Genomic DNA, 16,256 nt, shown 5'->3' with positions numbered 1-16,256 from the left:
GGTCACTACAAATTATTTGGATGGTTTTTATTTTGTGTAGTGTGAGGATGTACGAAAAAAAAGAAAGGTTTCATAAAAAGTTTCCCTTTTTTGGAACACCCTCTTTATTTTTTAAATAGCCATGGATACTTTTTCTTTTCTTTTTCTCATTTTTCGTTTATTACTCCACAAGATCCAAGATAAAGCTAATCCTGTTCCAGTAAGGATAAAAAGACCGATACCACTTATTAGACCAATTATGCCGGTATGTAAGCTTTTCACTGAAAATGCAGACTGCTCAGGTCTTTTTCCAAAATTTTGAAATGGGGTTTGAGTATTGTCACCACTTTGTCCATTTTGTTGGGTTGTGTTTTGATCGCTATTTTGAGATTGTTGGTTACCGTTAAATTGACCACCCGATGGAAACTGACCTTGCATTGAAAATCTTCCTTTTTCTTCGCCACCTTTATTGAAATACAGAATAATACCTGTAGTAGATTCGATTAGTAGGAAAACCGAAACAATCACACCAATCCAAAAATGAACTACTCTTACTTTTTTCATTTTGACATTGCTCCTTTTCTTCTTTTGATGAAATTAAAGTTACAATAGAAAGCTTAATTTTTACTTAATATCATTAAAGTATTTTCAGTTTTTGAATGTGGGGATTATAATATTAGTGTACAATTGCACGAAAGAGGTGAGAGGAAATGGACAATCACTTAAAAGAAAAATTAGCGCTTCTACCAGATCAGCCTGGTTGCTATTTAATGAAAGATATTCAAGGGACGATCATTTACGTAGGAAAAGCTAAAGTATTAAAAAATAGGGTTAGATCTTATTTCACGGGATCCCATGATGGTAAAACCTATCGATTAGTTCAAGAGATAACTGATTTTGAATATATTGTTACTTCTTCAAATATGGAAGCATTAATTCTAGAGATGAATTTAATTAAGAAATATGATCCGAAATATAACATCATGTTGAAGGATGATAAATCATACCCCTTTATTAAAATAACTGCTGAAAAACATCCTCGCTTATTGATTACGCGAAATGTAAAAAAAGATAAAGGAAAATATTTTGGCCCATTCCCTAATGCTACTGCCGCTAATGAAACAAAAAAATTATTAGATCGTTTATATCCATTACGAAAATGTACTTCAATACCAGATAAAGTTTGTTTATATTATCATATTGGTCAATGTCTTGCGCCTTGCGTAAAAGAAGTAACTGATGATCAAAATCAAGAGATAGTTACTGAAATTGTCCGTTTTCTAAACGGAGGGGAAGACCAAATACGAAAAGAGTTAGAGGCAAAAATGCTTGCGGCATCTGAACAATTAGATTTCGAGCGCGCGAAAGAGTATCGAGACCAAATTGTATCAATTGAAGCTACTATGGAAAAGCAGAAAATGATGAGTAGTGATTTAGTAGATCGAGATGTATTTGGATATGCGGTTGACAAGGGATGGATGTGTGTTCAAGTATTTTTTGTTCGAAGAGGAAAATTAATTGAGCGAGATGTATCATATTTTCCAATTTACGATGAACCAGAGGAAGAGTTCCTATCATTTATTGGGCAATTTTATGAAAAACCACATAATATAAAACCAAAAGAAATTTTTGTACCAGATAAAGTTGATACAGAAATTTTAAAAGATTTATTAAAAATCCCTGTATTCCAACCAAAAAGAGGCCAAAAAAAGGAACTTGTTGTATTAGCAAATAAAAATGCCAAAATTGGACTCGGAGAGAAATTTAAATTAATCGAGCGAGATGAAGAAAGAACAGTTAAAGCAATCGAAAAACTAGGGGATATTTTAAATATTGAAACTCCGTATCGAATTGAAGCATTTGATAATTCAAATATTCAAGGAACAAATCCTGTTTCAGCTATGGTTGTCTTTATAGACGGTAAACCTTCAAAAAAAGATTACCGCAAATATAAAATCAAAACTGTTGTAGGACCCGACGATTATGATTCAATGCGTGAGGTAGTACGTAGAAGATATTCAAGAGCATTAAAAGAGAATTTACCTTTACCGAACTTGATAATTGTGGATGGTGGGAAAGGACATCTAGCTGCTGTTGAAGATGTACTTCAAAATGAGTTAGGTTTATTCATCCCAACAGCTGGACTTGTTAAAGATGAGAAGCACCGCACTTCAGAGTTATTAATAGGACAACCACCTCAAATTGTCCAACTTGGTAGACAAAGCCAAGAATTCTTTTTATTACAAAGAATTCAAGACGAAGTACACAGATTTGCGATTGAATTCTATCGTCAACTCCATAGTAAATCAATGGTTCAATCTGCTTTAGATGGCATAGCTGGTGTTGGTGGTACAAGAAAGAAAGCATTGCTTAAACATTTTGGATCAGTCAAAAAAATAAAAGAAGCTTCAGTCGATGAATTAATGGCAGCTAAAATGCCCAAAAATGTGGCAGAAGAGATTTATCAGCATTTCCATAAAGAGTGACAGAGTTACCAAAAATTTTATCTTGACACTATTTTCAAAATAATTTATATTTTAGTTAAAATTAAATGATTTTCTCTCGTAATAGAGGTGCAAAACTTAAGAGTATGCGGTCATAGACGTGTGGCGTTGTGATGGACAGTTGAAAGGAAGTTTTGCCGAAATAAAATGAATCCACAATTCATTTTGTTGGGACTGCATTTAAGAAATGTAGTACTGTCGCATAATAATTATGCGGGGAGCTATTGAAGAGATGTTGATGATTTGTCTATTTTATTTTGTAAATTAGGCGCGTGAACATTGCTTCACGCGCTTTTTTGTATTCTTTTTTAAGTAAACAGGTGAGGATGAGAAAAATGGGAATTATTGTTCAGAAATTCGGTGGTACTTCAGTAGGCTCAATTGAACGAATTCAGCATGTTGCTGAAACAGTAACCAAATCATATAAAGAAGGAAACCAAGTAGTTACAGTTGTATCTGCGATGGGACATCATACAGACGAACTAGTTAGTTTAGCAGCTCAAATTAGTCCACAAAACAGTAAACGTGAATTAGATATGTTACTTACTACAGGGGAACAAGTTTCGATTTCTTTACTAGCAATGGCAATCCAAGCAAAAGGTTTTAAAGCAATTTCACTAACAGGTTGGCAAGCTGGAATTCAAACTGAACCTGTCCATGGTAACGCGCGTATAGATACAATTCATACAGAAAGAATTCAACAATTACTTGATGAAGGATATATCGTAATTGTTGCTGGTTTCCAAGGTTTAAGTGACAACAATGAAATTACGACATTAGGTCGTGGAGGTTCAGATACAACAGCAGTAGCATTGGCTGCGAGCTTAAATGCAGAACGTTGTGATATTTATACGGACGTATTAGGGGTTTATACTACGGATCCAAGAGTTGAACCAAGTGCATCTAAATTAAGCCATGTCTCTTATGATGAAATGTTAGAGCTTGCAGCTTTAGGAGCAGCAGTTTTACATCCAAGAGCAGTAGAATTCGCAAAAAATTATAATTTAATTATTCAAGTTCGTTCAAGTCAACATGATGAAATCGGTACATTTATTGGGGAGGAAACACAAATGGAACAACAATCAGTCGTAAGAGGAATCGCATTCGAATCTAATGTAACAAGGATGACTTTAAATGGTTTAAATAACCATGTTGATTTATTACCTAAAATTTTTACTTTACTAGCAAGTGAAGGTATTGATGTTGACATTATTATCCAAAGTGTAACATCAGATAACTTAGTAAATCTTTCATTCTCGATCAAATCTGAAAATATGATGGAAGCAATAACGCTTCTAGAATCGAAGAAAGAATTTTTAGGATACCGTTCATTTGATTTTGAAAGTGAACTTGCTAAAGTTTCCATTGTAGGTAGTGGAATGGTTTCGAATCCAGGAGTTGCTGCAAAAATGTTTAAATTTTTAGCTGAAAGTGAAATTCCTGTAAAAATGGTAAGCACTTCTGAAATTAAAGTATCAACAGTGGTACCAAAATCAAAATTACAAGAAGCAGTTCATGCTCTTCATAAAGGATATGAATTAGATCGTATTAATGAAGAAGTAGTAGTAGAAAACTAAATATTTTAATAAACCCTTTTAGGCGTACAAATTCTTATATATAGGCTTTGAAATATTGATTTTATCAATATTCATCACGTTCAGAGTTACTGAGCCGTATAGTATAGAGATGGAGCTTAAAAGGGTTTTTTATTCGTTAAGCGAATAAATTATATAAAGATTCTGTAAATTTAAAATAAGTAAGGCGAACGGCTAAATGGTAATTAAAAGAAGGAGGTATTAATAATGAGGCATAGTTTAATTGCCTACGGATATGGAGAAATTGTGCTACAGTTCGTTCTATTAATACTCGCCATTTTGTTTTTTGTTTGTATATGTTTATTCTTGTTAAATTCTATTATTAAAGGAGTTAAAAGAAACAAGAATTTTGAGGTAATTAGAAGGCAGGATCAAAGTAATGAAAAGAAAGAGAAGGGGTAGGAAATGAAAGATAATATCATGTCCTTAACTGAACTATTCTTAAATTAAAGTAAAAATTGAACTTGATCATTTATTTATAAATACTCAATTTATAAACTAGTTGTACCTGTATTTGAACTTATAATTCAATATTTCAAGAAAAAATCATTCAAATGAAAACACCACAAGGGACTTAAACCTTGTGGTGATTTTAATTTTATCTCCTTGTAATAGGATCCTTTAAATCCCATTTTACTTGGAACTTTACTTTGTCGCCTCTTTTGCTTTGCTCTTCATACGTTTCAGCTATAACATCGATTTGCTGTTGAATTTGCATCGCTAGAAATCCAGCTTCTAATTGGTAGGATACGTTCTTTTTTTGTTGATTTCTGTATGTAATTAATTCAGAAGATAGAGTTAAATGAACTTCTTGCTTCTTTTCTTCTTCTACAGTAAGAGTACCCCAACCAGCCTGATCAAAAAATTCTATAATTTCTTCAAAGGTTGCTAAAGGATATTTTCTGGCAATCATTTTACCCGCCCAATATAAAATATCATTTTGCTCTTTTCCTAATAAATCATTCAATAAGTCGTTACGTATTAGCTCATAGCCAAAACCAGAAATATTTCCCGGAATATTTAAATCTTCAATGCCGTTCGTCATGGTCGGATAACTCTCCCTTTCCTAAAAAACATGTTTTTATTATATACAATATTTAATAGTAAAAACAATAATTCGACACTTGTAGATTACAAGGATTACCAATTTAAATGAGAAGTTTTTTCAGTAAAGAAAAATGTACGCGTTTTCTTGACCTGCTATATTATCAGGAGTAAAATGGGTTGTAGATAAATGTCATAAAAATTTCGACTTTTTATGCGTCTTACTTATTTATTCTATTTTTTTAGAATAATAGAGGAGTTAAATTTTCATGTGCACAAACTAAAGGGGGCAGGGGTTTACATGAGCAACAAGAATGGAAGGGAGTTTTTCTTTAGAAAACTTCATTCATTGCTAGGAGTTATTCCGGTTGGAATCTTTTTAACACAGCACTTAGTTGTCAATCATTTTGCGACAAATGGAGCATCATCGTTCAACAAGGCTGCTGAATTTATGGCGAACTTACCATTTCGCTATTTTTTAGAAGTTTTTGTCATTTTCTTACCAATTTTATACCATGCAATTTACGGACTATACATTGCGTTCACAGGAACTAGCAATGTTAAAAATTATGGATACTTACGTAACTGGTTATATTTATTCCAACGTATTTCTGGTGTAATTACTTTAATTTTTATTACTTGGCACGTATGGCAAACACGTATCGCTGCTCAACTAGGAGCAACGGTTGATTATAATATGATGGCTGATATTTTTCATTCAAAATTTATGTTAGTTTTCTATATAGTAGGTGTTATTTCAACAATATTCCACTTTGCTAATGGATTATGGTCTTTCTTCGTATCTTGGGGAATTACTGTAACACCTAGATCACAACGTATTTCAACATATGTTACATTAGGTATTTTCGTTGTATTATCATTCGTTGGATTAACTGCTATCTTTGCATTCATTGATCCACAACTAGCGAATTTGTAAGGAGAGAGAGTCATGAGTGGGAAAATAATTATCGTCGGTGGCGGATTAGCTGGTCTTATGGCAACAATTAAAGCTGCTGAAGCTGGCACAAAAGTAGACTTATTTTCATTAGTTCCCGTAAAACGATCACATTCAGTATGTGCTCAAGGTGGAATTAATGGTGCGGTAAATACAAAAGGTGAAGGTGACTCTCCTTGGGAGCACTTTGATGATACAATTTATGGTGGAGATTTCTTAGCAAACCAACCACCAGTAAAGGCAATGGCAGAAGCAGCACCTGGCATCATTCATATGATGGACCGTATGGGTGTAATGTTCAACCGTACGCCTGAAGGATTATTAGACTTCCGTCGTTTCGGTGGAACGCAACATCACCGTACAGCATTTGCTGGTGCTACGACTGGTCAACAATTATTATACGCATTAGATGAGCAGGTTCGTCGTTACGAATCTGAAGGTCTTGTTCAAAAGTATGAAGGTTGGGAATTTTTAAGAGTTGTTGTTGATGATGAAGGAGTATGTCGTGGTATTGTTGGACAAAACTTAACATCAATGGAAATCGTAAGCTTCCCTGCGGATGCTGTAATTATGGCATCTGGTGGCCCTGGTATTATCTTTGGTAAAACTACAAACTCAATTATCAACACTGGTTCAGCTGCTGCAGCTGTATATCGTCAAGGTGCAGTTTATTCAAATGGTGAATTTATTCAAATCCATCCAACTGCAATTCCTGGAGATGATAAAAACCGTTTAATGAGTGAAAGTGCTCGTGGTGAAGGTGGACGAGTTTGGACGTATAAAGATGGTAAACCATGGTATTTCTTAGAAGAGAAATATCCTGCATATGGAAACCTTGTACCAAGGGATATTGCTACACGTGAGATTTTCTCTGTATGTGTTGACCACAAGCTTGGTATTAATGGTGAAAACATGGTTTATTTAGATCTTTCACACAAAGATCCACATGAACTTGATGTAAAACTTGGTGGAATCATCGAAATCTATGAAAAATTCACAGGTGATGATCCGAAAAAAGTTCCAATGAAGATATTCCCAGCAGTTCACTACTCAATGGGTGGATTATGGGTTGACTATGACCAAATGACTACAATTCCTGGTTTATTTGCTGCTGGTGAGTGTGATTACTCAATGCACGGAGCTAACCGTTTAGGAGCTAACTCATTACTTTCTGCTATTTATGGTGGAATGGTTGCTGGACCAAATGCTGTAAGATACGTAAATGGTTTAGCTAAATCTTCAGATGATGTTTCAAGTTCTGTATATGAATCAAATGCAAATGAAGAAAAAGAAAAAATGAACCGTATTTATAAAATGGACGGTAAAGAAAATGCATACCTTCTTCATAAAGAGCTTGGAGAGTGGATGACAGACAACGTTACTGTAGTTCGATTTAATGATCGCTTATTAAAAACTGATGAAAAAATTCAAGAGCTTTATGAGCGCTATCAAAACATTAATATTAATGATACAGCTAAATGGAGTAACCAAGGTGCTTCATTTACTCGTCAACTTGAAAACATGCTTCACTTATCACGTGTGATCACATTAGGTGCATATAACCGTAATGAAAGCCGTGGAGCTCACTATAAACCTGAATTCCCAGAACGTAATGACGAGGAATTCTTAAAAACTACAATGGCTAAATTTGATGAGAAATCAAATTCACCATTATTCCATTACGTAGATGTTGATACATCATTAATTCAACCTAGAAAACGTGATTATTCTAAGAAGAAGGAGGACAAAGCAAATGCATAATGGAACAATGACTGCTGAAAAGACAATTACTGTAATCGTTAAACGTCAAGATTCACCAAATACTGCGCCATATGAAGAAACATTTACTGTCCCTTATCGTCCGAATATGAACGTAATCTCGGCGTTAATGGAAATTCGTAAAAATCCAGTTAATTCAAATGGAAAAGAAACGACTGCAATTTCTTGGGACATGAACTGTCTTGAGGAAGTTTGTGGAGCATGTTCTATGGTTATCAATGGTAAACCAAGACAATCATGTTCAGCGCTTATCGACAAATTGGAACAACCAATCCGTCTTGAGCCAATGAGCACATTCCCTGTAGTACGTGACTTACAAGTTGATCGTAGCCGTATGTTCGATTCTTTAAAACGCGTTAAAGCATGGATTCCAATTGATGGAACGCATGACTTAGGTCCTGGACCAAGAATGCCTGAAAGAAAACGTCAATGGGCTTATGAATTATCAAAATGTATGACTTGTGGTGTATGTTTAGAAGCTTGTCCAAACGTTAATAGTAAATCTAACTTTATTGGTCCAGCACCACTTTCACAAGTGCGTTTATTTAATGCTCATCCAACTGGAGAAATGAATAAGGAAGAACGTCTACATGCAATTATGGGAGACGGTGGACTATCAAACTGTGGTAACTCACAAAACTGTGTACAATCTTGTCCAAAAGGTATTCCTTTAACAACTTCAATTGCAGCATTAAACCGCGCAACTACAATCCAATCTTTCAAAGACTTCTTTGGAAGCGACGAAATTTAATAATTATAAAAGCATGTTCCTTAGGGACATGCTTTTTTTAATACTAAATGATATGGTAAATAAAAATAAGTGACATGTATTAACTATTGGAAAGCACTTTTACTTTAGCTACATGGAAACATGTGAGTGCACCATTTTTCAATTTGACAAAGGTATTAGAGAGAACAAATTAAGTGGAACTTTATTGATGTTAAAATTCATATTTTGACGATTTATTAATGATTTTAATTAATGTGTTTCAACAATTTAAATAAACAAATTATAGTAAATATTTTTTCAGAAGGTAAAAATTTTAAGTGGAAATTTAGATAAATAATTTTTAATTAATTAGTTTGTATGTTGATGTTCAGATTTTAATTGACTTACAACCTGATTAATAAACTGTTATTTTACGCTAAGTAAAGGTATTAAGATAGCTTTTATCGCACCACTTTTTTTGATGAATAAGTTGATTGGAATGGAGGGGTGCTCGACTCCTATGGGAAATGCGGGAAGGCTGAGACCCCGCAGGAACGAGGAGGCTCAGGTCTCGCCCCATGGAAAGCGAGCATCCTGTAATGGAAATCAACCACACTCTACTCCTTTTACAAAAATTTGGTTATTATTTGACAAGACTATATTTCAACAGCGTGAAAATCATATTCCTTAGGACATGCTTTTTCTATTTGCATTAAAATAAATATCTTCTAATAAACTCGCATTTCAAATCATATCAATAGTAAAGGCAGCAAAGTGAAGTGTCTTACCCCACTCACTGCTTTCGAACGGAGGTTGATTGGAATGCAACAGTCTGAAGTGACATTTGAAACGAAATGCTATGAAAAAGATTGGGAAATTCTCTTAAAGACAGATCGTTTAGAAAAAATGATTGAATATAATCAATTTCAATTTAAAGAAAAAATTTTATATATTAATAACGTACAAGATGTAAGGGAAGTCGGTCGTCATGCAGACAAACTTATCGCAAGAAATGTTTTATCCTCATATGTAATAGTTGATGATTTTTCAAAAGAAGCCCTTAATTATTTTGATGTTACTAAGGAGAGCTTCAAAGGCGGTTATTACTATTCTATCTCGGAGCTTGTTAGTATTTATCTTTGCAACACAGAGTATTTACTTCATTTTTCAAGCGATTCTATTTTAGAAAAGCCTTTTAATTGGATTGATTTATCACTATTAAAACTTCAAGTAGATGAAAGAATCAAAGTAGCAAATCCAGTATGGAATGGAAATATTTTTGAGGCAAAACAAGAATCAATAGATGAAGATGAAAATTTTTATATTGGTTATGGATTTTCAGATCAATGTTACTTAATCAGGACAAATGATTTTAAAAATAAAATATATAATGAAAAAAATCCTATATCAGAAAGGTACCCAATTTATGGGGGAGAGCTTTTTGAAAAACGTGTTGATGCTTGGATGCGAAACAATCATTTCAAAAGAATCACATTCAAACATGGAAATTATATTCATCAAAATTATTGAATCTACTAGGTTAGGGTAAAGAAAGGGAGAGCAGAAGATAGAAAAGGCTAGTAGAGAAGATATTAGACATTTCTCTAAATGGTACCTTTTACTATTTTATAATCCATTATTTTTCCTTCATCCTGCCTCCTTGAAAACTGAATGAATACTCATTCTTTAATGGAATTAATGATATAATAAAGAAAGTAAGGGGGCAAATTCGATGGGGAAAATGAATTATGTATCTAATTTACAGGAATGGCAATCTGAGTTTTCATTTAAGATTACAATTAAAGTTCGATTTAGTGAAACCGATATGTTTGGACATATGAATAATACAGTTCCATTCGTTTATTTTGAAGAGGCACGTATTGAGTATTTAAAATATTTAGGACTTATGCAAGAATGGACGGCAAATCATAGTGAATTTATTCCAGTTGTCGCTGATTTACAATGTGATTACCTAAGACAAGTATTTTTTAATGAAATACTTGATGTGTACGTAAAAATTGCTAAAGTAGGAAATTCATCGATTGATTTACACTATATGGGAATTAATCCTCAAAATGAAATTTGCTTTACTGGTCGAAATTCATTAGTAAATATAAGTCGTCATATAGGACGAAGTGAACAATGGAAAAGTGAATGGAAAGAAAAATTATTAAATGAAACAATGAATACAGTAGTTAATGTTTAAAACAAGTAAAATTGTCACATACTGATTGAAGATTGAATAGAATGATCAAACAATTAAATTTATCTTAAGAGTACTTGAAGAATTCAATGACATTCTATATAATACTTTTATACGAATAAGGAAAAGCAAAGATCAAGGACACGAGCGTTCAAGACGATAGTAAGAGAGGAATTCATTTGGTGCGAGAATTCTCTATACGTTGAATGACTTACCACCTTGTAGCAATAGTGGGGAACGTAATTTATTTACAAGTAACTACTATCGGTGTAGACCGTTAAAACGTTGAGATTTTGTATACTTATTTATGTGTACATTAAATTAGGGTGGAACCACGAGCACATTCGTCCCTACGAGTGTGCTCTTTTTTTATTGTCAAAATTAATATGAAAAAGGAGTGAACTTAAATGATTTCAATTAAATTACCAGATGGATCAATTCGCGAGGTGGAACAAAATACAACAGTTGAAGATTTCGCGGGTTCAATCTCCATTAGCTTAAAGAAAAAAGCGCTTGGTGGAAAAATTAATGGAAAGTTAGTGGATTTAAATACACCTATTACTGAAGATTGCGAAGTTCAAATAATTACTCAAGACGATCAAGACGGCTTAGAAATGATGCGTCATAGTTCAGCACATATTTTAGCTCAAGCGGTAAAACGTCTATATAAAGGCGAAAAAGCTGCATTTGGAGTTGGACCAGTAACTGCAGACGGATTCTATTATGATATTGATCTTCCAGTTTCAATTAAAGTAGAAGACCTACCGAAAATTGAAAAAGAAATGGAAAAAATTATTAAAGAAAACTTACCGATTACTCGTTCAGAGGTTAGTCGTGAAGAGGCAATTAAATTCTTCACTGAATTAGAAGATGAGTTTAAACTAGAATTAATTCGTGATTTACCAGAAGATGCAGTTATTTCAATGTATACTCAAGGTGAATTCGTAGACCTTTGCCGTGGACCACATGTTCCTACAACTGGCCGTGTAAAAGCGATTAAATTATTATCTGTTGCTGGTGCATATTGGAGAGGCGATGCGAATAATAAAATGCTTCAACGTGTTTATGGTACTGCTTTCCCAAGTAAGAAGGAATTAGAAGAGCATTTATACTTATTAGAAGAAGCTAAAAAACGTGATCACCGTAAATTAGGTAAAGAGCTTGAGTTATTCATGTTCTCTGAAGAAGCACCTGGTATGCCATTCTTCTTACCAAAAGGTACTATTATCCGTAATGAATTAGAACATTATGAGCGCGGATTACAAACTTCAAAAGATTATAAAGAAGTTCGTACTCCATTCATTATGAATCAAAGATTATGGGAGCAATCAGGTCACTGGCATCACTACCATGAAAACATGTACTTTACTGAAGTTGATGAAACAAAATTCGCATTAAAACCGATGAACTGCCCAGGTCATATGTTAGTTTATAAAAATAAATTACATTCATATCGTGATCTACCGGTTCGTATGTGTGAAAATGGTCAAGTTCACCGTCATGAATACTCTGGTGCCTTAAATGGTATGATGCGTGTTCGTACTTTTACTCAAGATGATGCACATATCTTCTGTCGTCCGGACCAAATTGAAGGCGAAATTATTGAAGTAATTAACTTAATTAAAGAAATTTACGGCGTATTCGGATTCACTTACAAAGTAGAATTATCAACTCGTCCAGAAGATTCAATGGGTTCAGAAGAGTTATGGAACTCAGCAGAACAGGCGTTAGAAAATGTTCTAAAATCTGAGAACTTAGACTTTAAATTAAACCCAGGCGATGGTGCATTCTATGGTCCAAAAATCGATTTCCATATTCAAGATGCATTAAAACGTAGTTGGCAATGTGCTACAATTCAATTAGATTTCCAAATGCCTGAGAAATTTGATTTAACTTATGTTAATGAAGATAACCAAAAAGAACGTCCAGTTGTTATCCATCGTGCAATTTATGGTTCAATTGACCGTTTCTTAGGAATCTTAACTGAACATTTTGCTGGAGCATTCCCATTATGGTTAGCACCAGTTCAAGTTGCAGTATTACCAATTTCAAGTGTTCACAATGAATATGCACAAAAACTTGCTGATCAATTAAAAGCTGCAGGAATCCGTGTTGAAGCTGATTTACGTGGCGAAAAAATTGGATATAAAATCCGTGAAGCACAACTTCAAAAATTACCTTATATGTTAGTAGTTGGTGATCAAGAGGTTGAAAATAAAACTGTAGCTATTCGTAAACGTGGCGAAGGTGATATCGGTACTCAACCATTCGAGAGCTTCTTAGAAATGGTCAAACAACAAAAATTAGAAAAAGTTCTATTTTAATTTTAAAAATCCTCTATTTTTATAATAGAGGATTTTTTTATTTGACCGATATAATTAAAAACGATTGTTTTTATTTTCTGGGAAATATGACGAAATTTGCAAAAACATACTTCAAAAAAAATTTTAATAGGATAATACTCAATAATATCGAACTTATATGAAGGATGTCTTTTTTGTTATTTAGTCTTAATAAAATACATAGTTATGTTAGGAGGTGATGCAGTTGGATAATCAGAATCAAGATCTTCAAAAAAAGGTAGAAAAGCTTGAAGAAGAAGTTAGAGAAATGAAGAAACAAATTGAATTTCTCTTAATTACGAAGGAAACTTCAAACGAGACTAAACAAATAAGCCAAACTAAAGTAAATAATCCTAAACCACAAATAACAGTTAGTAGACAGGTTAAAGTAACAGTCGAAAATGAAAAGGTTGATTATGAAGCACTTATTTTCCAAAAGTGGTTACCTAGATTTTTTATATTTATTTTCATACTTGGAGTAATGTGGGGATTTAAAGCGGCATCAGATTATGGGGTATTAAACAAGTATGCAAAAGTAGGAATTGGATTTATTATCGCCATTGCTTTATTCTGGTACGGAAATCGTCAAATGAAAGCTAAGCGATCAGCACTTGGCCAATCATTAATTGGTGGCGTGTTGCCAGTATTATTTTTAACTACGTTTGCTATGCATCATTTATATCTCATGGTTGGATCAACGATTGCATTTGTCCTTTTAATTATTTGGGTATGTATTGGTTTTTATTCTATGAATAGATACAAGTCAGAAGTAATTGGATTAATAAGTATAATAGGAGCCGTTTTTGTACCATTCCTAGTTAAAAGTGATTCGCCAAACTATTTATTTTTCTCTATCTATGAAACAGTGATTTATTTATGCTTTATGTTTTATGCAACATTTAAGAAATACAAATTCATCTATCTTTCGTCTGCAATATTATTGCATTTATCTTATTTAATAGTTGCTTTAGTTAATTTTAATACGAATGGAATTGAATATTTCGCACTAAGTATTCTCGTTCAGCATATTAGTTTGCTAGCTATATTGATTAAATCTAAGTTTGCTATTAAAAAGCAAGTATTAATTCTTCACACTAGTTTTATTTTAACAATCGGTTGGATCTTTAGTGCATTTGAAGATCTGAATAGAACAATGATTTTAATCTTTTTATGTGTAGGATACTTATTCCTGACTTTTTATTATAAAAAGAAATCGGATTTTTTCTTTGGATTTTCGACTAATTTTATATTGGCCATTTCATTCCTATGTTTGGATAGTGTTTCAGAAAACTTACTATGTACAGTATTAATAATTCAAGCAGTATCATCTTATTTATTTTATTTAAAATTTCGAGATCTGCTGAAATTAATTATAGCGGCTCTTACATTTATTCCTGTAGGCATATCCATTTTATCAGTTGGAATAGATTCTTTTTGGTCTTTTGAAACGTTGAATTGGTTTGTGCTAATTGTAGCGCTAGTTACGATTGGAATTTTGGCTTATAAAAATGGAGATGAAAAGCAATTTATCTTATTAAGCAGTTCTTTATTAATAACGGTTATATTGATTGCTTTTATAACACAAATTGTTCAAATAATTGCGGTAGATCAGTCTGACAATATGATTCGATTATTAATTAATATAAGTTGGATCTTGCTTTCGATTTTAGCTATGATACTTGGTAACATTAAGAAGTTTAAAGTTTGGACATATACTGGGATAGGTTTATTATTACTGACACTAGGAAAACTTGTATTAATAGATTTACCAAATATTACATTGATGGTTAGAGCTGGTTTATTTATACTGCTTGGCTTGATTGGTTTAGTAATTTCTAGAATATTTTTTAAGGGAAGTAGTAGTCAAAAAATCGAAAAAATTTAGTATACAGGAGTAAGTTAATGCTAATCACTGAAACTAAAAACTTATTATTAATGACTTTTACAGCAGATGCCATGGTTTCTGTTTTAAGTGGAAATAAAGAGTTAGAATTTGAAAATCAATTTTATACATTCGCTAATGGATGGCCAATTCTTGTATATAAAAATCTTTTCCCTTATAAAATCTCTCGTTTTCAAACTCACCCTACTGAGGAAAAATATGAAGGAATAATTATTCATAAAAAAGATCGAGTAATTATTGGGGACATGGGATTTAAAGGTGGTCCTGATGAAACTGGAATTATGGAAATAGGTTATAGTATCGCACCTAGTTATCAAGGTAAAGGATATGCAACTGAAATGGGTAGGGCTTTTTGTGAGTGGGGAATGAAGCAAAATCATGTTACAAGAATAACTGCAATTTGTTCCATTTATAATCACGCCTCTATTAGAGTTTTAGAGAAAATTGGAATGATAAAAGTAAAAGAAGAAATTGAAAAATATTATTGGATGTTAGATAAAAAATAAATTAGTGATTTTCGCTTATTAGAATGATTAATTTTTCTAGAAGAAGGTGGGCTTATTCTTACAACAAGAAATACATCTATCATCTTTATGGTCATAACTAAACGTGAATTTGGTCGATTCGTTTTGTACGATCTTATGATAAGCGGCTTAGTATATGGCTCTCTAAAAAAATACTACTCAAGTGACCTAATCGCAATTTTTGGTAGCTTTACAATACCGACAGTTTTAAAAAGAGTGGCTGTATTATTAGAACGGAAATAAAAAGAAGCACTAAATTGAGCATTCTTTCTCAGCTTGTTGAAATATAAAAAGGTCTATAGGGAAAAAATATTAATTAGAACATTATTGATGTTAAAATTCATTTTTTGGATGATCTATCTATTAATGGTTTTAAATTTTAATATGGTTGAGCAATTTTATGATTCAAATAACACTAGTAATGGTTTTTGAAGTTAAAAATATTATGAGCTTATTTTTAGAAGAACAATTTCAATTGAATAGTTTATTAAATAATGTTCGATATTAATTGACATACAAACTGATTAATAAACAACTGATAGGATACTCTAAGTAAATGCTATTTGAATAGGTTTTAATGGAGACTTTTTTTGATGAATAAGTTGATTGGAACGGAGGGTTGCTCGACTCCTATGGGAAATGCGGGAAGGCTGAGACCCCACAGGAACGAACGTGACGAGGAGGCTCAGGTCTCGCCCCATGGAAAGCGAGCATCCTGT

Annotated in this window: 12 protein-coding genes and 1 riboswitch; of the genes, 10 read left to right on the top strand and 2 right to left on the bottom strand. The window is 32.9% G+C overall.

Features of this window, described 5'->3' with window-relative positions; translation table 11 throughout:
- Positions 1-111: 111 nt before the first annotated feature.
- Entirely contained in the window at positions 112-543 is a 432-nt protein-coding gene (locus tag AB1282_RS00705) for a PepSY domain-containing protein (RefSeq protein WP_056472403.1), read from the bottom strand.
- Between the two features lie 146 nt (positions 544-689).
- On the opposite strand from AB1282_RS00705, the gene uvrC reads away from it, so the two are divergent.
- Positions 690-2,465, top strand: coding sequence for an excinuclease ABC subunit UvrC (gene uvrC / locus AB1282_RS00700; RefSeq protein WP_056472406.1), 1,776 nt, complete (start codon positions 690-692; stop codon positions 2,463-2,465).
- A 74-nt stretch (positions 2,466-2,539) separates the two neighbouring features.
- A riboswitch (Lysine riboswitch) is annotated at positions 2,540-2,715 on the top strand.
- A gap of 103 nt (positions 2,716-2,818) precedes the next feature.
- The gene (locus AB1282_RS00695) at positions 2,819-4,060 is read left to right on the top strand and encodes an aspartate kinase (protein ID WP_056472410.1); all 1,242 of its coding nucleotides are present in this window, start codon (positions 2,819-2,821) and stop codon (positions 4,058-4,060) included.
- A 616-nt stretch (positions 4,061-4,676) separates the two neighbouring features.
- Here the strand turns inward: AB1282_RS00695 and AB1282_RS00690 are convergent.
- Complete coding sequence (locus tag AB1282_RS00690) at positions 4,677-5,123, bottom strand: YslB family protein (protein ID WP_056472416.1); 447 nt, start codon at positions 5,121-5,123, stop codon at positions 4,677-4,679.
- A 300-nt stretch (positions 5,124-5,423) separates the two neighbouring features.
- On the opposite strand from AB1282_RS00690, the gene AB1282_RS00685 reads away from it, so the two are divergent.
- From AB1282_RS00685 to AB1282_RS00650, 8 genes are all read left to right on the top strand, one after another.
- Positions 5,424-6,059, top strand: coding sequence for a succinate dehydrogenase cytochrome b558 subunit (locus AB1282_RS00685; RefSeq protein WP_056472418.1), 636 nt, complete (start codon positions 5,424-5,426; stop codon positions 6,057-6,059).
- A 12-nt stretch (positions 6,060-6,071) separates the two neighbouring features.
- Positions 6,072-7,838: a succinate dehydrogenase flavoprotein subunit gene (gene sdhA / locus AB1282_RS00680; RefSeq protein ID WP_056472420.1), complete on the top strand. Its 1,767-nt coding sequence runs from the start codon at positions 6,072-6,074 to the stop codon at positions 7,836-7,838.
- A gap of 7 nt (positions 7,839-7,845) precedes the next feature.
- Positions 7,846-8,607 (top strand): succinate dehydrogenase iron-sulfur subunit, encoded by a 762-nt coding sequence (sdhB, locus tag AB1282_RS00675; protein WP_056473098.1) that lies wholly within the window; start codon positions 7,846-7,848, stop codon positions 8,605-8,607.
- Between the two features lie 771 nt (positions 8,608-9,378).
- Positions 9,379-10,095, top strand: coding sequence for a hypothetical protein (locus AB1282_RS00670; RefSeq protein ID WP_429898244.1), 717 nt, complete (start codon positions 9,379-9,381; stop codon positions 10,093-10,095).
- A gap of 202 nt (positions 10,096-10,297) precedes the next feature.
- On the top strand, positions 10,298-10,771 hold the full coding sequence (locus AB1282_RS00665) for an acyl-CoA thioesterase (protein ID WP_429898243.1): 474 nt from the start codon (positions 10,298-10,300) through the stop codon (positions 10,769-10,771).
- A gap of 404 nt (positions 10,772-11,175) precedes the next feature.
- A complete protein-coding gene (thrS, locus tag AB1282_RS00660) occupies positions 11,176-13,092 on the top strand; it encodes a threonine--tRNA ligase (RefSeq protein ID WP_056472431.1) in 1,917 nt (638 codons plus the stop codon).
- Positions 13,093-13,315: 223 nt separating this feature from the next.
- Positions 13,316-14,995 carry a DUF2339 domain-containing protein gene (locus tag AB1282_RS00655; RefSeq protein WP_429898242.1) on the top strand — a complete coding sequence of 560 codons (1,680 nt, stop codon included), beginning with the start codon at positions 13,316-13,318 and terminating at the stop codon, positions 14,993-14,995.
- A gap of 17 nt (positions 14,996-15,012) precedes the next feature.
- Positions 15,013-15,519, top strand: a complete 507-nt coding sequence (locus AB1282_RS00650; protein WP_429898241.1) for a GNAT family N-acetyltransferase — start codon at positions 15,013-15,015, stop codon at positions 15,517-15,519.
- Positions 15,520-16,256: the final 737 nt, after the last annotated feature.

This window comes from Gottfriedia sp. S16(2024) (assembly GCF_050473765.1).
In the GTDB taxonomy this organism is placed as follows: Bacteria; Bacillota; Bacilli; order Bacillales; family Bacillaceae_G; genus Gottfriedia.
Note: the sequence above shows the minus strand (reverse complement) of the source record. Positions and strands in the feature narration are given on the sequence as shown.

Coding starts and splice junctions, on each gene's coding strand:
- AB1282_RS00695 (WP_056472410.1), top strand. CDS start 2,819: ATGGGAATTATTGTTCAGAAATTCGGTGGTACTTCAGTAGGCTCAATT.
- AB1282_RS00665 (WP_429898243.1), top strand. CDS start 10,298: ATGGGGAAAATGAATTATGTATCTAATTTACAGGAATGGCAATCTGAG.
- sdhA (WP_056472420.1), top strand. CDS start 6,072: ATGAGTGGGAAAATAATTATCGTCGGTGGCGGATTAGCTGGTCTTATG.
- AB1282_RS00650 (WP_429898241.1), top strand. CDS start 15,013: ATGCTAATCACTGAAACTAAAAACTTATTATTAATGACTTTTACAGCA.
- uvrC (WP_056472406.1), top strand. CDS start 690: ATGGACAATCACTTAAAAGAAAAATTAGCGCTTCTACCAGATCAGCCT.
- AB1282_RS00685 (WP_056472418.1), top strand. CDS start 5,424: ATGAGCAACAAGAATGGAAGGGAGTTTTTCTTTAGAAAACTTCATTCA.
- AB1282_RS00705 (WP_056472403.1), bottom strand. CDS start 543: ATGAAAAAAGTAAGAGTAGTTCATTTTTGGATTGGTGTGATTGTTTCG.
- sdhB (WP_056473098.1), top strand. CDS start 7,846: ATGACTGCTGAAAAGACAATTACTGTAATCGTTAAACGTCAAGATTCA.
- thrS (WP_056472431.1), top strand. CDS start 11,176: ATGATTTCAATTAAATTACCAGATGGATCAATTCGCGAGGTGGAACAA.
- AB1282_RS00690 (WP_056472416.1), bottom strand. CDS start 5,123: ATGACGAACGGCATTGAAGATTTAAATATTCCGGGAAATATTTCTGGT.